General features: G+C 48.1%; 15 protein-coding genes. All 15 read left to right on the top strand.

The window, feature by feature from the left end:
* The first annotated feature begins 2 nt into the window (after positions 1-2).
* The 15 genes from V7S65_RS31090 (at position 3) to V7S65_RS31020 (ending at position 20,907) form a co-directional block, all read left to right on the top strand.
* Complete coding sequence (locus tag V7S65_RS31090) at positions 3-1,115, top strand: fasciclin domain-containing protein (protein WP_336389454.1); 1,113 nt, start codon at positions 3-5, stop codon at positions 1,113-1,115.
* Between the two features lie 21 nt (positions 1,116-1,136).
* Positions 1,137-2,444, top strand: coding sequence for a hypothetical protein (locus tag V7S65_RS31085; RefSeq protein WP_336389453.1), 1,308 nt, complete (start codon positions 1,137-1,139; stop codon positions 2,442-2,444).
* A gap of 2 nt (positions 2,445-2,446) precedes the next feature.
* Complete coding sequence (locus V7S65_RS31080) at positions 2,447-3,460, top strand: fasciclin domain-containing protein (protein WP_336389452.1); 1,014 nt, start codon at positions 2,447-2,449, stop codon at positions 3,458-3,460.
* 44 nt (positions 3,461-3,504) lie between these two features.
* Positions 3,505-6,783 (top strand): TonB-dependent receptor, encoded by a 3,279-nt coding sequence (locus V7S65_RS31075; RefSeq protein ID WP_336389451.1) that lies wholly within the window; start codon positions 3,505-3,507, stop codon positions 6,781-6,783.
* 182 nt (positions 6,784-6,965) lie between these two features.
* The gene (locus tag V7S65_RS31070; RefSeq protein ID WP_111580278.1) at positions 6,966-7,376 is read left to right on the top strand and encodes a VOC family protein; all 411 of its coding nucleotides are present in this window, start codon (positions 6,966-6,968) and stop codon (positions 7,374-7,376) included.
* 44 nt (positions 7,377-7,420) lie between these two features.
* Positions 7,421-7,627 carry a hypothetical protein gene (locus V7S65_RS31065; RefSeq protein ID WP_336389450.1) on the top strand — a complete coding sequence of 69 codons (207 nt, stop codon included), beginning with the start codon at positions 7,421-7,423 and terminating at the stop codon, positions 7,625-7,627.
* Positions 7,605-8,492 carry a DMT family transporter gene (locus V7S65_RS31060; RefSeq protein ID WP_336389449.1) on the top strand — a complete coding sequence of 296 codons (888 nt, stop codon included), beginning with the start codon at positions 7,605-7,607 and terminating at the stop codon, positions 8,490-8,492. The genes V7S65_RS31065 and V7S65_RS31060 overlap by 23 nt, the downstream gene beginning before the upstream one ends.
* A 94-nt stretch (positions 8,493-8,586) precedes the next feature.
* Entirely contained in the window at positions 8,587-9,165 is a 579-nt protein-coding gene (locus V7S65_RS31055; RefSeq protein ID WP_079472410.1) for an RNA polymerase sigma factor, read from the top strand.
* 51 nt (positions 9,166-9,216) lie between these two features.
* Entirely contained in the window at positions 9,217-10,401 is a 1,185-nt protein-coding gene (locus V7S65_RS31050) for a FecR family protein (protein WP_336389448.1), read from the top strand.
* 225 nt (positions 10,402-10,626) lie between these two features.
* On the top strand, positions 10,627-13,998 hold the full coding sequence (locus V7S65_RS31045; protein WP_336389447.1) for a SusC/RagA family TonB-linked outer membrane protein: 3,372 nt from the start codon (positions 10,627-10,629) through the stop codon (positions 13,996-13,998).
* Between the two features lie 64 nt (positions 13,999-14,062).
* Positions 14,063-15,508: a RagB/SusD family nutrient uptake outer membrane protein gene (locus V7S65_RS31040; protein ID WP_336389446.1), complete on the top strand. Its 1,446-nt coding sequence runs from the start codon at positions 14,063-14,065 to the stop codon at positions 15,506-15,508.
* A gap of 1 nt (position 15,509) precedes the next feature.
* Entirely contained in the window at positions 15,510-16,295 is a 786-nt protein-coding gene (locus V7S65_RS31035; RefSeq protein ID WP_079472406.1) for a DUF4397 domain-containing protein, read from the top strand.
* Between the two features lie 36 nt (positions 16,296-16,331).
* Positions 16,332-17,258 (top strand): ABC transporter ATP-binding protein, encoded by a 927-nt coding sequence (locus tag V7S65_RS31030; RefSeq protein WP_336389445.1) that lies wholly within the window; start codon positions 16,332-16,334, stop codon positions 17,256-17,258.
* Between the two features lie 9 nt (positions 17,259-17,267).
* Complete coding sequence (locus V7S65_RS31025; RefSeq protein WP_336389444.1) at positions 17,268-19,598, top strand: Gldg family protein; 2,331 nt, start codon at positions 17,268-17,270, stop codon at positions 19,596-19,598.
* 10 nt (positions 19,599-19,608) lie between these two features.
* Complete coding sequence (locus V7S65_RS31020) at positions 19,609-20,907, top strand: MutS-related protein (protein ID WP_336389443.1); 1,299 nt, start codon at positions 19,609-19,611, stop codon at positions 20,905-20,907.
* The last annotated feature ends 4 nt before the right edge of the window (positions 20,908-20,911 follow it).

Genomic DNA, 20,911 nt, shown 5'->3' with positions numbered 1-20,911 from the left:
ATATGAGTATCAGATATCAGGATAAAATACTTGGGATGATAGCTTATTGCGCATTGTTTGTCCTCTGCACTTTTACGATTTCTTCCTGTAAGCATGCAGATCTTACTTTGCCTAAGCCAAATGATAACATGCGCCCTGCGGGCGATTTCTTAAAGAATAATTATGATTTTAGCCTGTTTTATGCAGCGCTGGAATATACGGGTCTTACTGAAACACTTAATGGTAAAGGGCCCTTTACCATACTGGCGCCTTACAACCAGGCTTTCAATGAACTGGGCATACAATTTCCGGACGATTTTAAAAGAATGAACAAAGATAGCCTGCGGCAGATGATGAGCTACCATATGCTTCCCAGGCGTTTAACAGAGGCAGAAGTGCCGGTGAATGGAGTGGATGTACGTTATATGACACTGGCAGGTACCGAACTGTACACTTCTTTCGCTACTTATGCCCCCGGTAATGCTGCATACCCGTATAATAAACTGTATTTCGGCGGTAGCATGGCCTACCGGAAGGATGTACCGCTGGCTAATGGTATACTGCACGTGCTGAATAAAGTGATGAAATTTTATCCCGGTAAAACAGTACAGGATTGGCTGTCCGCTCATGCTGATTACAGCATCTTCGTATCTGGTCTGAAGAAATTTGGCTTATGGGATGAACTGGCAGGAGCTGGTCCTTTTACCATATTTGCTCCCAACAATAAAGCATTTGCGGATGCTGGTCTTGGCCAAAGTGATATAGATACGCTGGAAGCCGGTAAATACATTGGCGCCCGCCTTTTTGGAGCTTATATCCTCTACAATAAGCGCTATTTTCTTTCAGATAAGGTTGTCTTTGAAATCATTAATAGTGAGTCGAGCTATAATACCTTTGTAAGGAATGATAGCAGCTCATTTAGTTTGATAGCCTATGAAGAAGGAATATACCCCAATCGCATCCCTTACTATTTAATCACCTGGTCATCTCCTAAAGATCCTTCGGGCAACCAGGTTTATCAGCAGGTAAGCGGAAGTATAAAGGATTTTGCCAACATGGATCATCTCTGCGAAAACGGCGTACTGCATGATATGACAGGCTTGCTGGTGAAACCGGAATGGGCTGTTAAAAAGTAATCACCATAAAGTATTTTGAAAATGAAATATTATATACTTATTTGTTTGTTTGCGATCATGTGTGGAGGCTGTAAGAAGAATGAGTTTACACTGCCGGCTGAAGGAAAACAAATACCCTTTGAGGACACACTGACAGTATCACTCACCGATGCGCTGAAACAATCCGGTGCTCATCGATTTTACAAGGCGTGGCAGCGCAGTCATATGCAGCATCTGCTGGACTCGCTCAGCGCCGGAAAGAACATGTTCACCATATTGGCGCTCAGCGATGCAGCACTGGATCAGAAAGGCTATACGGAACAGGTGCTGATGACGATGGACATCCCTGAACTGGATAGCCTGCTGATGTACTACACGCTTCACCAGCGGATTACCAAAGAAGACCTGACCAACAGGCAGGATGATTACACTGCCATCAGTTTGCTGAATAAACCAGGTATACGTGCTGCCAGGTTTCTCAATGGCATCCCCGGGACATTTGACGCTGATCCCTATTATTACCGGCAGCGTCTCCAGGTGAAGAATGGTAGAACGATTGTAAATGGCAAAGTTGCGGGTAGCGGCCTTTCCATAACGGCACGGGATGGATACATCTGGTTATTGGATCAAATGATAGTAAAGCCGGAAAAAACTGTGCTGGAAACAATAGAAATGGATGGTCGTTTTACCATGATGCTGGAGATCATCCGCGAAGCATGGAAGCTTAATGATAGTATCTACAACGCGGCATGGGGAGCCCCACCCAACGAAAATCCAACCAACGCGGATTTTTATTTGTCCTATGGCTGGATGATTACGCCAGATGAGGAGTTTGGAACTAATACCGGTCCCAACATCACTTTTTCCACCTTTTTTTTACCTACGGATGATGCTTTCCGGGCAGCGGGATTTAACAGTGTGGCAGACCTGATGGCATTTAACCGGCGCAGGGGGTTGCCTTACTTTGATTGGAATACTTACACGATGGCGGGATCAATTGCTACCAGCCAAATGCTCGACTATCATCTGAATTGGGGTCTTGTTGTTAACAATGTTTATCCCATATATCTTAACAGCACTATTGTTTTTTACAGCAACATGCTCACCAGCAGTACCGTTGCTAATTATCCGATTATGCCCAAGCTGGGGGATCCAAACGGGTCAGAGCCGGACGGGGCTTATTATATGCCCTATGTTTTCAGGGAAGATGCCGCTGGTAAAATCCAGCTGCATGTAAAAAATGGGGAGGCGCCCGCTGCTACCATTATTGACGCCGACATCAACACGCTGATGGGGCCCATTCATGTAGTAGACCGGCTGTTGCTTCCCAAAGGGTTTAAAATAGACTGATCATGAAGAAACATACTTACCATTTTTATAAATGTCCATTCACGTTTACGCCGCTGATCGTATTTGTGTTGCTGCTTTCGTTTGCCTGCGGGAAAGAAAAACCAGAGGGGCCGCAAACAGATAACAGCCGCATCACAAAAGTATTGGCAGATAACTTCAACCTGTCGTTGTTCAGTACGGCTGTGAAGCACGGGATCATGGACAAAACCCTGCTGGAAGACGGCCCCTTCACTGTGCTGGCGCCTTCCGATGCCGCCTTTGCGTTGGCTGGCTATAGCGATATCCCCGGTATTATTACTACCAATGCAGACGTTGTGTCGTCGTTGGTCCGTTATCACGTGATAGATGGCCGTATTGAGCTGGAAAAATTGCCGTATGGTTTCAACCAGGAATTAACCTCCCGCGGTGGAAAACTATATGTCACCCACTGGATCAGGGGACTGGATACTGCCATCACCATAAATGGTGCGAGAGTTATGCGCAGCAATATCGCTGCTTCCAATGGCAATATACAAGTACTCAACCGGGTGTTACAACCTGCTGTACATAGTACGCTGGCCGAAGCGGTGGCATCCGATGAAAACCTGACGCTTTTTGCACAGGCCATGAAGGTTTCCGGTTTGCTGGATACAGTGGCCAGTAAAGGACTTTATACCATTTTTGCGCCCAATAATGCAGCTATGGTAGCCCAGGGCTATGCTACAGTTCAACAAATAAATGAAACCGCACCCGCCGTCCTGAAAAAGTTGCTGAGCTATCATATACTCCGTAACAGGCGATTTATCTCTGACTATATCCTGAGCGCCGGCCCGGCAGACACCAATGAACAGGTAATGCTGGATGGCAATAAAACAGAGATCGTGTTATTACAGGACCCCGCTGAGCCGGGAGGTTTCGGCGGTATTTCCCTGAAAGGTGCCGTTAATACGGATAATGTGTATCTGCAAAAACAGGATATGGCGGCAGGTAATGGTGTACTGCATATCCTGAATGGCGTATTGCTGGCAGCACCATGATTTTTTTAGAAAGATATTTTAAGCATGAAAAGAGCCTGATCAACATGAGTAAAAACTACACTACTATTCGTTTGTCCTTCTCCGTTATACTGGCCGGGATCATGATGTTACTTTTCCCGCATCTCCTTTTTTCACAGGAAACCAGCGGGGCATTGGCGGGCCGTGTTACAGATGCCTCCGGGCAGGCATTTCCCGGCGCTGTAATCACCGCTGTTCATACGCCTTCCGGTACACGCTATGGACTGGCAGCGGCGGCAGACGGACAATACTACCTGGGAAACCTGCGCATCGGAGGTCCTTATACCGTGAGCGTTTCCGCAATGGGAATGACAACGGTTACAAGGGAAAATATTATGGTAAGACTGGGAGCGGCGCAGCAACTGGATTTTACTTTACAGAATAATGTGCAGCAACTGGGACAGGTAACCATCCAGGCGCGCGCCACCGGGCAACGTGCGGATAGTTATGGCGCAGGAAAGAATATTTCTGCCAGCCAGATAAAAAACCTGCCCACCGCTAACCGCAGCATTACCGATATTACCCGGCTGGTGCCACAGGGGAGCCGCGACAATAGTTTTGGTGGTACCAACTTCCGCTATAACAACGTTACTATCGATGGCGCCATTAACAATGATGTGATCGGTTTCAGTCCTTCACTCGGCGGACAAACCGGCACCTCCGGTATGGCTGGCAGCAGTACCCGCACCAATCCTATCTCCCTGGATGCTATAGAAGATATGCAGGTATACCTGGCGCCTTATGATGTGAAGATCGGTAACTTCACCGGAGGCAGCGTAAATGCTGTAACCAGGAGTGGTACTAATACATTAAGTGGCTCAGTGTATGGCTATGGCCGTAACGCCGCTATCACCGGCAAGGATAGGGTAGGCACATTGGGTAAGATGTCGAATGATTTTTACGATCACCAGGCAGGCGTCCGTATCGGTTTCCCTATTATAAAAAATAAATTGTTCTTCTTCAGTAATGAAGAAATTACCCGCAGGCAGGATCCTACCCAGCTGGCAGCTGGTCAGCAGGAAACCGCACATATCCTCAGCGAAGCAGATGCCGCTTCTATTGCGGGCGCTGTGAAAAGCCGGTATGGAGATATTTTTGACGCCGGAACGGCCGGGGTATATACCAACTGGAGCAAGTCGCAAAAATTCTTTAACCGGCTGGATTGGAATATTGACGACCGGCATCAGCTCGCGGTGCGCAACAACACCATCTTCAGCAAGGCTACGCATATGGACCGCGACCAGCAGGACTTCCGGTTCAGCAGCATGGCCTTTGAGCAAACAAATAACCAGAGCAGTACCGTAGCCGAGCTGAAAAGCCGTTTTAATAATCAACTTTCCGGGAACCTGGTAGTGGGCTACACTGTAGTAAACGACAAGCGTGATCCGCTGAGTGACCCCACGCTGCCACAGGTGCAAATCCAGGGTAATACGCCCGGTACTACTATTTATCTGGGTACCGACAGGGAAGCCAGCATTTTTAACATGCGGCAGAAGACCTGGGAGCTGACAGCGAATCTCAACTGGACCAAAGGCAGGCACAAAATATTGCTGGGTACCCACAATGAATTGTATGATATCAGCTATGGGTTTGTGAACAGCTGGAATGGCCGGGTGGATTACCTGAGCATCGCCGATTTTCTCGACAATAATCCTTACCGGGTAAGGGGAAGCTATAATTACGTCAACAATACCAGGGAATACATACAGGCCAATCCTGCAGCGAAGTTCAATGTAAATATGTACAGTTTATATGTGCAGGACGAGATCCGTGTGAGCGAAAAGTTCCGCATTACGCCGGGCTTGCGTGCCGACTATACCAGCCTGCCGCAAACACCTGTGTTGAGCGATAAAATGAGCCAGGCGGCCGCCGATCCGTACTTCGGCAACACCTATACCTATACACCTTTAAACCGTATCAGGAATAAATTCCTGAATAGGGTACAACTATCTCCCAGAGTGGGTTTCCGCTATGATGCACTCGGTAATCAGCGCCTGCTCTTCCGCGGAGGTGCGGGCCTGTTTACCGGACGCATTCCTTTCGCATGGCTGGCATACGCCTATTACAATACCGGCAACAGCTACGGGGCCTTTGATCAGCGTGTTGACCAGAAACCCTTTGCACCCGGAAGCGATGCCATCAAACCCGGTCCCAATGGTATCGGCAACTTCATTGAACAGAACGGCGCCGTGATCAATAATCCCAACAGCGGGAAAACACAGATTGACCTGGTGGATAACGACTTCGTATTTCCACAGGTATTCCGTTCCAGCCTGGGCATCGATTATACTTTGCAGAACGATTGGAAATTCACCGTAGAAGGACTGTATACAAAGAATATCAGTGATGTACTGTTTCAGCAATTGAATACCAGTGATAATCCGCACTGGTATGGATATGATATAAACCGGCAGCAACCTGTTTACAGCGGTACCGTAAATCCACAGTTCACCAACGTTTACCTGTTGAGCAATACCAACCAGGGATACCGCTACAGTATCACGGGAACAGCATCGGGTGCAATAGCCCGGCTGCTGAATGTGAGTGTGAGCTATACTTACGGAGAAGCAAAAGATCTGAGTAACGGGGTGCGTAACTCGATGGAGTCTAACTGGCAACTGAACCAGTCGCTAACGCCCAATAGTCCAACCCTGGCGTACAGCAATTTTGATATCCGCCATCGCATCGTAACCAACATCAGTTACAATCACAGCTGGAATGCGGCGGGCAGCACCACTGTCAGCCTGTTCTTTAGTGCGCAGTCGGGCAGTCCGTTTACCTATGGCATTGTAAATAACAGTATCCAGGGGCTTCCGCAGCAAGTGTCGCTGGCATATATTCCTGCCCGTGATGAAGCGTACAGGTATTTCAAAGACCAGGAAAACCTGACGGCTGCACAGCAGGCGGCGGCTTTTAATGCCTTTATCGACGGCAACAAATATCTCTCTGGCAGGAGAGGAAACTTCACAGAACGGAACACCGGCAGAACGCCGTGGAACTTCCAGGCAGATCTGCACCTGGGGCATGATTTGTACCTGGATAAAGGTAAACGCCGGTACATCACCATTACGGCAGATGTAATGAACCTCACCAACCTGCTTTATAAGAAGTGGGGGATACAATATTTTTCACCGAATACATTCAACTCAACCAGCAGCGTGGGGCTAACGCCTGTGCTGTTTCCAACACAACAGAATCCGGGGAACTATCCGGTATTCACGTTCGATGAGCCGGGGCAGTCGTACAGCATTGACTATTTCGGCTCCAGGGCGCAGCTGCAACTGGGGATGAGATATACGTTTTAGGGTGAGCAAATAAGTAAAGCTGATGAGCCTTCAAATCAATTGATTTGAAGGCTTTCTTTATAATGACAATCTACAAGCGGGCTTTTGAAAGCAGGTAAAAGGAAAAAGTGTAAATTCACAATACCTGATAGGAACTTGCCAGGTTTTTATATCATTCATTTAATCGTACAACACATTTAAATATGAAAAAAGTAACGGGCCTCGGTGGCGTATTCTTTAAATGCGAAAATCCGCAAGGTATGAACGAATGGTACGCCAAAAACCTCGGATTGGCTACCAGTGAATACGGTGCAACGTTTGAGTGGCGGCAGGCCGATGATCCGTTGAAAAAAGGAGCTACTGCCTGGTGTACGTTTCCGCAGGATACCCAATACTTCAATCCGTCTGCCAAGCCATTTATGATTAATTACCGGGTGGAAAATATCGTTGCGCTGGTAGAGGAACTAAAAAAAGAAAACGTAACCATTGTTGATGAGATTGCGGAGTATGACTATGGTAAATTTGTTCATGTACTTGATCCGGAAGGAAATATTATTGAGCTTTGGGAACCCAAAGATGAGGTGGATCAGGATAACGTGGCAGGTAAACCGTAGCTCACATACATTGGATAGGAATATGATTTTTATTTTCACATAAGATGACATTATATACAGCAAGACAAATTGGTAGAAAATACGCGGTTGCCGCTCAACTGGTGACGATAATTATCCTGGAGTTGTTATGGTTTTTTGAAGAAGCCGGACAGGACCTGGCGAATGGGTGTAGTAGTTGCCTGGCTGTGGGCTTCCAGGCAGATGATGATAAAAATGAAAAACTGACGCGTGGGAAAAATTGTTATTACTGACCGTGCAAAAGGATTTATCAGTATCGTGTTTGTTATGCTCATATGGGGCAGTTCCTTTACTGTTACCAAAACGGTGGTGCAGGAAGTATCTCCTTACCTGTTTGCCACGCTGCGGCATATCATTGCCTGCGGGTTGCTTTTACCGTTTTATCTTCGTCAGCGTAAAAAGGTAAAACAACAGCTACCTTATAAAAGGCTGGCGTTAATGGGTATCCTGGGCATTACGGTATACTATGGCCTTTTCAACTTTGCCATGCTTTATATCCCGGCGTCTACCGGTGCGCTGGTAGAGGGCTTGATACCGGTAGCCATAGCTATTCCGGCCGCATTGCTGCTGAAAGAACATATCGGCGGCAGAAGTATTGCCGGTATTATATTATGTGTAACGGGCGTAGTGCTGGTGGGTTTTGTGGGGAGTCCGGCGGGGGGGCACACCTTGCGGGGGAGTATATTGATGCTGCTGGCGGTTTGTTGCTGGAGTGCATACACGTTATTATCGAGGAGTTTAAAAGATACAGATACCATCTTAGCCACGTCTGTCAGTACTTTTATTGGCTCGACTTTTTTAATACCTATAGCTGCTGTGGAATTGTATCAGCATGGCATACCTGAAATATCCGGGAGGGCCTGGGCCGGGATTATTTACCTGGGGGCGTTTGCTTCTGCGCTGGCCTATTTTCTTTACAACAGGGCATTGGAAAGTTTACCGGCTGCCCAGGTAGGTAACTTCCTGAACTTAAACCCGGTGATTGGCGCGTTGATTGCGGTGATTTTCCTGAAAGATACCTTTACGCCCTGGCAGATGGCCGGCGGCCTGCTGGTGCTGGCGGGTATCTGGTTAAGTTCAAAACGGGTAAAACAATAGATCACCTGTCCTGCTATTAAATCTGATAATTAATGTTTAATTTACCTGGCGTCATGTGAACGGTCTTCTGATTGAACGATATTATCACAGCATAATGAATGAACAGGAATTACTAAACCAACTTGCTCTTGGCAACCAGGAGGCGTTTACAGCTATCTATTTACAATACCACGGCGGTATATATAATTACCTGCTGAAATTTACCAAGAATCCCATACTTACTGAAGACCTGGTACATGATGTTTTCCTGAAGATATGGGAGGTAAGGGGGCAGCTGGATATTAAATCGTCGTTCCAGGCTTACCTGTACCGGTTGGCGAGGAATACGGCATTAACGCAGTTAAACCGTATCTCCCTGTACGATACGATCCGGGATGAGGTACTGCACCGGGTTTCGCTGGGTATCAACGACCAGGCCTTAATGAACGCCGTGGAAGCAAAGCAGTATGAAGAGCTGCTGCAGAAAGCGGTAGCCAGCCTGCCTCCGCAACGCCGCGAGGCATTTATCCTTTGCCGGCAGCAGGGCAAAACATATGAAGAAGCCGCTGCACTGATGGACATCTCCCGTAATACCTTTAAACAGCACCTGTCGCTGGCAGTGAAGTCGATAAAAGAGTACCTGCTGGAACATGGCGATATTTCATTGCTGATACTTCTGGTGTCACTGAAATAATTTTTTTCCCTCCGCATCCACCCATTTGTTTTATTCATTAGTCTTATTGATATGGAGCTGAACAAATTTTCCGAAACTGACTTGCTTCAAAAGTACCTGGACGGCACCATTACGGAGGCCGAAGGCACAGCGTTGTTTGAATTGCTGAAGAAGAAGGATATTGAAGACAATGCAGCCCTGGAAGCCTTATTACAGCAGGTATACGACCAGTCGTTTGCCGAGCCGCCAGCGCTTTCGGGCGATGCCAGTCAGCGGATCCTGCACCGGTTACTGGCAGCAGTGGAAGATAATAATAAGGAAGTACCCGTTCGCCGTATCCCTTCCTGGTGGCGTTACGCGGCGGCAGCGGTATTGATTGCTGCGGTGGCCACTATGGCGGTATGGTTTATCAGCAACTATAAAAAAAGCGTACCATCGCTGGCGGGGAATGTATCTCCTTCCGGGGAAATTGTTTCGGGTTCCAGTCGTGCGGTGCTGAAACTGGGCGATGGAGAAGAAATATTGCTGGACAGCACGCAGGGCAATATTGTACGGAATGGAAATTTTAAAGTGAACAATGACAGCGGCAAACTGGATTATGAAGGAAAGGCCGGCAAGATGGAATATCACACGCTTACCACACCCCGTGGCGGCCAGTACCGGCTGCTGTTACCGGATGGTACTGCGGTTTGGCTTAATGCGGAATCCAGCATCACTTATCCAACTGTTTTCACAGATAACTACCGGAAGGTAAAGGTAATGGGAGAAGTTTATTTTGAGGTGGCAAAAAATAAGGATCAGCCATTTATGGTAGATGTTAATAGTAAAGCCACTGTAGCTGTTTTAGGTACCAGCTTTAACGTGAACGCCTATACGGATGAACAAAATATCCGGACTACCTTACTGGAAGGAAGCATCATGATGATTCATGATCAGCAAACTGCCATGCTTCGGCCGGGGCAGCAGGCGCAGATCAACAATGAACTGAAGATGAATATCATTAACAACGCGGATGTGGAAATGGTAGTAGCCTGGAAGAATGGGTTATTCCGGTTTGATCATGCGCATCTCGACGAAGTGTTGCGGCAAATGTCGCGGTGGTACGACGTAGGGGTTGTTTATGAAAACGGGGTACCGGATATCATATTCAGCGGGGAAATAAAAAGAGATCTGAATTTATCGCAGGCACTTGTTGTGCTGGAAAAGATGGGCGTTCATTACAGGATCGAAGGAAAGAAAATAATAGTAATGCCATAGCTTAGGCGTAGTATCAATCAACATCAATTTAAGGGGTATGCCAGTCCGGAACGATAGCTGTCCGGTATGTTTAAAAGCAAAGCGGTAACGCTGCAGGCGGAGCTTTGTCCAAACTGAAAATTACATGCATTTGAAGCGGGGAATGATCACAGCAAAAGTGACTCCTCCGGGAGCGGTATGCTCCACAGGAAAGAAGTAGTTATTTAAATCAACCAAAAAATTGTTATGCTAAAATCCAGACTTTACAAGCGGTTGGGCAGGAGGGACCGGGTGTTCAGCAGGCTGATGATTTGTTTTCTTATCACTGCTGCACTGGGTTTGCCAGTCGACGTATTATCCCAGACCATCACCTTCAGCGGCAAACAGGTACCGTTGCAACAGGCTTTTACCGAAATAAAGAAACAGGCCAATTACGCGGTGATCTTTAATCCCGAGCTGATCAATGTAAACGTGGCCATTTCTGTGAATGCAAAAAAGCAGCCGCTGGAAGTATTTATGAAATCGATATTGGCTAAACAACCTTTGAGCTATACCATTGTAGGGACTACTATTGTTGTTTTCCCCAGGGTGGATAATATGCCGGATTCGGTGAAGTTTACTCTGGAGCCGGTTGTACATGATATTTCCGGGCTGGTGTATGACGAAAAAACCGGCGCCCCGGTAATAGGCGCCAGCGTTATTGTGAATGGTTCTGCCAAAGGAACGCAAACGGATGAAAAGGGATCTTTTGTTTTAAGAAAGTTAAAGGATAATGAGCAGCTCACGATTACCTGTATCGGCTTTGAAAAAGTGAATGTAACCGTTCCAATAGGGCAGTCGCTGCTCTATGTAACCATGAAAACGGCTACCAGCGTGTTAGACCAGGCAGTAGTGCAGGCGTATGGTATTACCAGCAAACGGTTGGCTACCGGGAATATCAGCAGGGTAACGGCGGAAGAAATAGAAAGACAGCCGGTGATGAATCCATTGCTGGCATTGCAGGGGAGAGTACCAGGTTTACTGGTTACACAAACCAGCGGCTACGCTGCTTCGCCCGTGAAAGTAGAAATAAGGGGGCGTAATTCACTAAGCCCCGATATGTTGTCTGATCCGTTATATGTAATAGACGGGGTTCCGCTAACGGTATTGGATGTAAGTGGTTCTGTGAGGTATGAAGGCGGTGCATCGCCGGGATATATCCAGGGAGGGCTTTCAGTTACCGGCGGGCAAAGCCCCTTGTTCAGCATGAATCCAAGGGATATTGCCAGTATAGAAGTATTGAAAGACGCAGATGCCACGGCTATATATGGCTCCCGCGCTGCGAATGGTGTGATATTAATTACCACCAAAAAAGGCAAGCCGGGAAAAACTACCTTCAACATGGAAGTTAACCAGGGAATTATTGATGTGCCCAAACGCTACCAGATGCTGAACACCCCGCAGTATTTACAGATGCGGCGGGAGGCGTTCCGGAACGATGGTATAATTCCAACATTGACTACCGCACCGGACCTGGTATTGTGGGATAGCACCCGGTATACCGACTGGCAAAAAGTACTGCTGGGAACCGGTAAGCAGAGTGCAGTGGTAACCAGTTTAACGGGCGGCGATAACCTGGCCATGTACCGCATCAGTGCGAATTATGCGCGGCAGGAAGATGTGGTGAAGAACAGCGGTCTTAATCAGCAGGCGTCCATAACATCCAGTGTTGATGTACGCAGCGTTAACCAGAAGTTTTCACTTGGACTGACGCTTGGTTACAGCTATACAAACGTAGATGCAGTTTTTGCCAACGCCTCCGTAATAACGCTGGCTCCCAATGCGCCACCGGTATACGACAGCAAAGGTGAGCTAAACTATGCAGAGTGGAATGCCGCCGGTATAGGAGCTCAGTTTCCTTTTGCGGATCTCCTACGGACAAATAATGCGCAAACCAACCAGTTCAGCAGCAGTATGAGGATGGGCTATGAGCTGGCAAGAGGATTAAAATTTGTTACTACCGGGGGCTACTCCTATATGATGGGGGCAAACAACTATCTCATGCCCATCGCGTCGCAGAACCCGATTGGTAATCCCACCGGGTCAGCTGTTTTCGGTACATCGAAAAATTCAAACCTGACCGTTGAGCCGCAGCTCACATACAGCCGCTTTATAGGCCGGGGCGATCTGAGCGTCCTGGTGGGTGGTACGTATCAATCCACCATGACAAACGGCACCACCACATTTGCCGCCGGTTACGGCGATGATGACCTGATTCATACTGTGGGCAGCGCGCCTTTTTCACAAACCAGTGAAGGGTACAGTAAGTATAAGTATATAGGTTTTCTGGCGCGTATCAATTATGACTGGGAGCACAAGTATATCCTGAATATGACTGCCAGGCGGGATGGGTCTTCACGTTTTGCACCCGGCAGGCAGTTCGGGAATTTCGGATCGGCAGCTGTGGCGTGGAACTTCTCAGAAGAAAAATGGATCAAACGTTTCCTGCCGTCGTGGGTAACCTTTATGAAGTTAAGAGTCAGCTACGGTATCGTTGGGGGAAATGCGCCATCGGATTACCAGTACCTGTCGCAATGGGCGGCAATAGCACCTGGCGATATTGCGCCGCTTCCCGGCTACAATGGTGTGCAGCCTTTTGTGCCGATACATGCCGTTAACCAGGATTATCACTGGGAAACAAATAAAAAATTTGAGGCAGGCTTCAGCGCCAGCTTCCTGGAAGAACGCATTAGTGTGGAGGTATCCACATACAGGAACCGTTCCGGGGATCAGATCACCGGCCTGCCCACGCCTGCTTATACAGGCTTCAAATCTGTGACGGGCAACTGGCCGGCACTGATACAAAACAGCGGATGGGAAGGAATGATCTCTGCTACGCTGATCCGGAAAAAGGATATAATGTGGAACGTGAATTTCAATATTGCTACCAACCGCAACCTGCTGGTGTCTTATCCGGGTATTGAATTATCGCCTTACTTCACCCGGTATAAAGTGGGGCAGTCGCTGAATGCAGAATATCTACTGCATTACCAGGGGATAGATCCGCAAACGGGTGGATACAGTTTTGTTGATTATAACAAAGACGGCCTCGCAAAATACAATTACAATATTCCTGCCGGTACCGGGGATGACGACCGGTACATCGCCATCAACAGGACCCCGAAATATTTTGGCGGTATTGGCAGCACTGTGAACTATAAGGGGCTTTCCGTTAATCTCTTATTTGATTTCAAGAAGCAGTTGGGACAGGATCCGTTTATCACTAACGTAAAAGGGCAGATGAATAATTTTCCTGTAGAAGCACTCCGTGACCATTGGCAAAAGCCGGGTGATAACGCGCGGTACGCCCGCTATTCCACTTATTTTGTAGGAGATATAAACGCTTCCGATGCAGGTATCACAGACGCGTCCTACCTGCGTCTCCGGTCGGTGGCCATTGGCTATTCCTTCTCCGATAAATTATCAAAGAAAGCAGGATTGAAAGGATGTACCCTGTCGTTCCGGTTGCAGAATATTTTCACGATTTCCAATTATCCGGGTTTAGATCCGGAGATACAGAACTATTCAGCTGTTCCGGCCGGCCGCACCTTTTCCGGCGCCTTATCATTTACGCTTTAAAATACCAGTGATGCGGATCTATCAAAGAACAATACTCGTCGTTATCAGTAGTCTTTTTTGGAGCATGATACATTCATCCTGCAGAAAGCTGATCGCTATTCCCGCGCCGGTGAATACCATTACCACCACGCAGGTATTCAGCACGGAAGCAAAGGCCAATGCTGCAATGGCCGGCATATACAGCATTATGATTAATGGAGATAAATCGTTTAGTACATGGTCGTCCGCACAAAGCGTTTTCAGTGCCGGGCTGGTTACCATAATGGGCGGATTGTCGTCCGGTGAGATGTATTCCTATTCCGGCGCCAACGACCAGGCGTTATATGTACTGAGTACCAACAAGGTTAACATCTATAATACCGACAGGCCAATACTGGCCTGGGAAACGGCCTATAAAACCATCTATGCAGCCAACTCGGTAATAGAAGGTATTGCGGCATCTACGGCGGTAACGATCAAAGACAGTACACGCAAAGCGCTCACCGGCGAAGCAAAATTTATCCGCGCCTTTGCTTACTTCTATCTCACCAATTTATTTGGCGATGTACCCCTTGCACTCACGGTAGATTTTAACCAGACCAGCAGCATGCCCAGAACACCACAGCAACAGGTGTATCAGCAGATCGTATCCGACTTAAAGGATGCTGCGGATAATTTACCGGAGAGCTATCCTACCGGTAACGGGGAAAGGGTGCGTGCCAACAAAGCCACCGCCAATGCTTTGCTGGCAAGAGTATATCTCTACCTGGGCGAGTATGGCAATGCCGCCGCTGCCGCCACCACAGTGATTGACAACGTAGCATCGTATGGCCTGGAAACTGATCTGACACGTGTTTTCCTGAAGGAGAGCCGCGAGGCTATCTGGCAGTTGAAACAAACCAATACGGATAATACGCTGAAGAATGCTACCCCGGAAGGATACCAGATGCTGCCTGGTGTGCCCGTCACCGGCATCGCAAAGTTTGTTTTATCCGATGAATTACTGAACAGTTTTGAAGAAGGGGACCAGCGCTTTGTAGCATGGACCGACAGCACCAATAACACCGGCTCACAAGGTACCCCCGGGGAGACCACCCATTACCCGGCTAAGTACAGGATCGGGATCAGCAACGGGGTTTTCGGCGCAGAAGCAAAAGAATACTATGTAGTATTCCGTCTTGCCGAGATGTACCTGGTACGTGCAGAAGCCGCTGCCAACGGAGGCCCCGGAGGCGCCGCTGCAGCTATTGCTGATTTGAATGTACTCCGCCGCCGGGCAGGGTTAGGTGATCTGCCGGCTACGCTCACGGCGCCACAAATAAAGGCTGCAGTGGCAAAGGAGCGGCAAATAGAGTTGTTCGCAGAATGGGGCCACCGCTGGTTTGATCTGAAGCGTACCGGTATGGCGCATGATGTGCTGTCGGCCATGCCGCTGAAGCAACCCTGGTCAGGCGATTATCAATTGCTTTATCCTGTTCCGGTATCGGAAATTATTGTCAATCATTTCCTCACTCAAAATCCCGGTTATTAATATGCAGCAGATATTTCCCCGCTACGCAACCGCATGGCAGCTGCTTCGCAGCAGGTTGATAACAGCCCCGCTGCTGATGCTGATACTGGCCTCCTGCGCCAAACAAACGGTGGCGCCCGGCGCCGCATCACTCACCCTGATTAACGCAGTAGTGGGCAGTAGCCCGCTGGTCACTAATTTCAAGGGAGGTAACCCGTTTGAGTACTATCACGCCACCCAGCTGATCTATAAAACATTTAATAATAATAGTAACCGCTATGCACAGTTTAGCGGCACCCAACCGGTAGCCCTGTACCAGTATCCCGATACGACGGAGAAAAGTGTTCCTCTTTTTAACCTGGTGCTGGACCTGCCCGTTGGTTCTGTTCAAACGTTGTTTTTAACCGGTACGGTGTCGGCGCCGGATACTATGCTGGTGAAGGATGACCTGCCGTATCATGCCGACAGCTCAATGGGAATGAGGTTTGTAAACCTTTCCCCCGGCAGCAGCGATATCAGCGTCAGCATCAAAGGGCAAACAGGCGCGCCGGAAGTAGCACGCCTGCCCTATAAAGGCAGCACTGTTTTTAAGAAGTATGCCGCCGGATTTGAGGTACACGACTATGAATTTGAGTTCCGCGATGCGGTCAGCGGCGCATTGCTGGGAAGCTATATCACAGAGGGCATCTATCATCAGAATACTATTTATGCGCATCCCTGGATGTATAAGAATTTTACCCTGGCACTGGTGGGAATTCCCGGTGGTACAGGTGTAAACGCACCCGCAGTAATGTTGGTCAGGTACTGAATTCATTCATCAATATTTATTTATTAAAAACGCACTATGAGCACTATACTGAAAATTGAGGGGCTCTCACACAGGTACAGCACATCCTGGGCAATACGTGATATCAACCTGGAAATACAGCAAACCGGCGTAGTAGGATTGCTGGGGTCCAACGGGGCAGGGAAGTCTACCACCATGAATATTATGTGCGGTGTGCTGAACCAAACGGAAGGCCGTGTTTATATCAACGGGATCGATATCAGGCAGCAGCCGGAGCTGGCAAAAAAAGAGATCGGCTTTTTACCGCAGAATCCTCCATTGTATACAGATCTTACGGTAGATGAATACCTCACTTATTGCGCGGAGTTGCGCTTAATAGAAAAGCACCGCATCAAAGCGGCGGTGAACGAAGCCAAGGAACGTTGCGGCATTGCACACTTCAGCACAAGGCTGATCCGCAACCTCTCCGGCGGATACCGCCAGCGGGTTGGCATTGCACAGGCCATCATCCATAAACCGAAACTGGTAGTAATGGACGAGCCCACCAACGGGCTCGATCCTAACCAGCTGATTGAAGCCCGTAAACTGATCAGGGAAATAGCCCTGGATCATACGGTGTTATTGTCGTCGCATATTTTGTCTGAAATACACCTGCTCTGTAAAGAGGTGATCATGATTGAAGGAGGACGGATCATTTTCTCCGATACAATGGACGCCTTCAACAACTATGTGCAGCCGCATACAGTACTGGTGGGGATGGAAAATATGCCGCCTGTAGCCGAGCTGATGAAGATCAGGGGAGTTTCCAAAGTAGAGGTGCTCACCGAAAAACAGGCGCGTATTTATTTCGACGGAGAGAAGGATATCACGGAAAGGATTATTGCGGCCAGTGTACAGCATGAATGGCGGCTCCAGGAGATCAGTCTTGACAAAGGACTGCTCGACGATATTTTCAAGCAATTAACTATTCAATCCCACCAATAAACTCACGACATGAAGATGATATTTAAAGTTGCGAAAACAGAGCTTCGAAACCTCTTTTATTCTCCTGTAGCCTGGTTCCTGACGATTGCGTTTATGGTGCAATGTGCGTTTTTTTATACCTACACATTATATCCGTTTACCAAATGGCAGGAGATCTTTGAGAAAAATAATCCGAAGTTTAAAGACTTTAATGTTTCGCTGACGTCCGGAATTTTTTTAGATCCGGCGGGTATGTTTGCCAATGTGCTGCAAAACCTTTACCTGTTTGTTCCATTGCTTACGATGGGATTGATCAGCCGCGAAATTAACAATGGCACCATCAAGTTACTCTATTCTTCCCCGGTGAAGTTGCGCGAAATTGTTTTTGGCAAATACTTCGCCATCATGCTGTATAACCTGTTGCTGGTAGGTATTGTAGCGATCTTTATTGTAACGGGTCTCTTTAATATCCGGTCGGCAGATTATGGCATGTTGCTATCTGCTATGCTGGGTTTTTACCTGTTGATGTGCAGCTATACCGCCATCGGGTTGTTTATGTCCAGTCTTACTACCTACCAGATTGTATCCGCTATTGGCAGCTTCCTGATTGTTTTTATCCTGGGCCGTATCGGCAGTTTATGGCAGAAGTATGATTTTGTGAGAGACCTGACCTATTTCCTTTCTCTCTCCGGCCGCACCGGGAAAATGTTGCAGGGACTCATTACCACAAAGGATGTTATCTACTTTGTACTGATCATTTACATGTTTGTGTCTTTTACGATGATCAAACTGAAAGGTGGCCGGGAATCAAAGCCCTGGTTTGTGAAGGCAGCAAGATATGCAGCGGTAATGATACTGGTGCTGACGATTGGTTATGTATCGTCACGCCCGGCTTTAACCGGCTATTGGGATACTACCGTGGGCGATATTAATACCCTGCATCCGAATACGCAAAAGATCATCAAAGAACTTGGCAAAGAACCATTGGAGATCACGCTTTATACCAACCTGCTGGGTAACGGCGCCAACCGCGGTTTTCCCGAAACCCGCAACGATTACCTGGCCGCTCTCTGGGAGCGTTACCAGCGCTTTAAGCCGGATATCACTTTTAAGTACGTGTACTACTATGATACGGATGATAACGACAGTTCCATTTACAGAAACTGGCCCGGTAAAAATCTGAAAGAAATTGCAGCGCAGGTAGCAGATGGATATGATTTGAATGCTTCCATGTTTATGCCGCGGGAAGAGATCCGTAAGAAGATAGACCTGGGACCGGAAAATTACCGGCTGGTAATGCAGCTGAAGTACAAAGGTGAAACTGCTTTCGTGCGGACTTTCGACGACAACGTATTCTGGCCCCAGGAAGAGCAGGTGGCGCCGGCCTTGAAACGGCTTTTAAAAGCCGATCTGCCAAGAAACATCTTCCTGACAGGAAACCTGGAACGGAGTATTACCAAAAGAGGGGAGCGGGAATTCAGGCTTCATACCATTGATAAAACGAACCGCAATGCGCTGATCAATGCAGGCTTTGAATCGGACACGCTTTCGCTGGACAACGCCGATATTCCTGCCAATACCACCACGCTGGTGCTGGCAGATCCAAAAACAGCACTGAGCGCCACCACAATGAGTAAACTGAAACAGTATATCGATGAAGGCGGCAACCTGTTCATAGTAGGTGAACCAGGCAAGCAACAGCTGCTCAACCCTTTACTGGCACAGCTGGGCGTGCGGTTAATGGACGGTACCCTGGTACAGCTTTCGAGGGATGAAATGCCGCATATGGCGACGCCATTTCTTACACATACCACGGCTTACCTGGCCGATGAACCGGCCCTCATCCTGCTGAGGGAAGCGTATAAAGAACATGGCGACAGCATGTTCATCACCACGCCGGGAACTACCGCTTTTGCTTATGCAGATACCGGCGCCTTTGTGATAAAGCCTTTACTGCAAACAATAGAAAACAGGGCATGGCTGAAAGCCGGCGCACTGGTAACCGATTCCACACCGCCGGTATTTAACCCCGCGGAAGGCGATAGCCAGGCGAAAGCTTATGCCACCTTCATCTCCCTGGAAAGAAAGGTGAACAACAAGGAACAACGGATTGTTTTAGGCGGCGATGCAGATGTGTTCAGCAACCTGCGCCAGGGCGGCGGCTTCGTTAGCAAGGGTTTTTACAGCTGGCTCGACTTCAATCACTATCCTATCTATACACCCCGGCCCCGGCCACTGGATAGCCTGTTCACCGTTTCGTCGGCCACAGCAGCAATGTTGAAGATTTTATACGTATGGATACTGCCGGGCGCAGTACTGCTATTCGCCATCATATTATTGATAAGGCGTAAGAGAAAATAAAACGGAAACTATGTTCTTACAAACAGATGATCAAACGATAGAAGACCTCCGGATATTTGGTAAACGTGATGTGAGCGGCATCTACGACCTGTACAATCATACCCACACCCGCGGCGGCGAAAAGGTACTGGAAGAGATGTTCCGTAATCCACTGTCGGACCGGGAGGAGATCAACAGGCGGAGCAACGTAATTGCGCATTTTGCCCGCCTGAAGCTGGCCTTCCCCTTTGATGCGGCCTTGTTTGATATGGCCGAGAAGTACCTGGCAAATACCGGCGAAAAACAAACGGTACTGAGTGAAAAAGATATTGCCAACGGGGTAAGCGCCGTGATATCGCTTATTCATCTTATAAAAAATTTTATAGAAGAAGAAGCAGTAACCGGTATCATTGCCTATGCACGGGAACGGGAACGCATTGCCGTATTACTCACGGATGCCGCTTTTGAACCGGCGCTGAAAGAAAGCGGGAAAGGGAAGTTATCCTATGCGGCCGTAACCGCCTATGATCTGCTGTTCCGGACCCGCGAGCGGTATAAGATAGAGAAACTGATGGGCTATATCTATTACCTGGATGTGTATCTCTCCGTGGCAAAAGTAGCGGTAGACAGGCAATTCGTTTTTCCAAAAGCGCTGGACAAAGGTACTGCTGCGCTGAAGCTGGAAGGGGTATATCATCCGGGGCTGAAACAGCCTGTGGGCAACAACCTGGAGATGAATGCCAGTCAGAACCTGATCTTTTTAACCGGGGCCAATATGGCGGGCAAGTCTACCTTTCTGCGTTCTTTAAGCACCGCGGTTTATGTGGCGCACATGGGCTTTCCCGTAGCCGCGGCGTTCATGGAGTTTTCTGTAATGGATGGTATTTATACTACCATCAACCTGCCGGATAACCTGGGTATTGGCGCCAGTCACTTTTATGCGGAAGTGCTGCGTGTAAAAAAAATAGCAACAGAACTAAGCGCCGGAAAATCGTTGCTGGTAATATTTGATGAGCTGTTCCGCGGCACCAACGTAAAAGATGCGCATGAAGCCACTGTAGCTATTACCAGTGCCTTTGCAGGGAAAAAGAAAAGTATGTTCATCATTTCCTCGCACATTGTGGAGGCCGGGGAAGAGTTAAAGCAACGGGGCAGTATCGGGTTCCTGTATTTACCTACGCGCATGAACGGCCATACGCCGGAGTATACCTACACACTGGAGCGGGGGATCACCGACGACCGGCATGGTATGATCATTATCCGGAACGAAGGGATCCTGGAAACATTGAAGAACGGGAAGAAGCGTAGCGTTGCACATCTTGTGAAATAAAAAA

This window comes from Chitinophaga sp. CCNWYY40, from assembly GCF_037483205.1.
In the GTDB taxonomy this organism is placed as follows: Bacteria; Bacteroidota; Bacteroidia; order Chitinophagales; family Chitinophagaceae; genus Chitinophaga; species Chitinophaga ginsengisegetis.
The sequence above is the reverse complement of the archived record's forward strand: the minus strand, read 5'-3'. Positions and strand labels throughout refer to the sequence as shown.

Excerpts from the sequence above, each read along its gene's own strand:
- V7S65_RS31080 (WP_336389452.1), top strand. The coding sequence starts at position 2,447 with ATGAAGAAACATACTTACCATTTTTATAAATGTCCATTCACGTTTACG.
- V7S65_RS31055 (WP_079472410.1), top strand. The coding sequence starts at position 8,587 with ATGAATGAACAGGAATTACTAAACCAACTTGCTCTTGGCAACCAGGAG.
- V7S65_RS31050 (WP_336389448.1), top strand. The coding sequence starts at position 9,217 with ATGGAGCTGAACAAATTTTCCGAAACTGACTTGCTTCAAAAGTACCTG.
- V7S65_RS31090 (WP_336389454.1), top strand. The coding sequence starts at position 3 with ATGAGTATCAGATATCAGGATAAAATACTTGGGATGATAGCTTATTGC.
- V7S65_RS31065 (WP_336389450.1), top strand. The coding sequence starts at position 7,421 with ATGACATTATATACAGCAAGACAAATTGGTAGAAAATACGCGGTTGCC.
- V7S65_RS31030 (WP_336389445.1), top strand. The coding sequence starts at position 16,332 with ATGAGCACTATACTGAAAATTGAGGGGCTCTCACACAGGTACAGCACA.
- V7S65_RS31075 (WP_336389451.1), top strand. The coding sequence starts at position 3,505 with ATGAGTAAAAACTACACTACTATTCGTTTGTCCTTCTCCGTTATACTG.
- V7S65_RS31085 (WP_336389453.1), top strand. The coding sequence starts at position 1,137 with ATGAAATATTATATACTTATTTGTTTGTTTGCGATCATGTGTGGAGGC.
- V7S65_RS31070 (WP_111580278.1), top strand. The coding sequence starts at position 6,966 with ATGAAAAAAGTAACGGGCCTCGGTGGCGTATTCTTTAAATGCGAAAAT.
- V7S65_RS31040 (WP_336389446.1), top strand. The coding sequence starts at position 14,063 with ATGATACATTCATCCTGCAGAAAGCTGATCGCTATTCCCGCGCCGGTG.
- V7S65_RS31045 (WP_336389447.1), top strand. The coding sequence starts at position 10,627 with ATGCTAAAATCCAGACTTTACAAGCGGTTGGGCAGGAGGGACCGGGTG.
- V7S65_RS31035 (WP_079472406.1), top strand. The coding sequence starts at position 15,510 with ATGCAGCAGATATTTCCCCGCTACGCAACCGCATGGCAGCTGCTTCGC.
- V7S65_RS31020 (WP_336389443.1), top strand. The coding sequence starts at position 19,609 with ATGTTCTTACAAACAGATGATCAAACGATAGAAGACCTCCGGATATTT.
- V7S65_RS31025 (WP_336389444.1), top strand. The coding sequence starts at position 17,268 with ATGAAGATGATATTTAAAGTTGCGAAAACAGAGCTTCGAAACCTCTTT.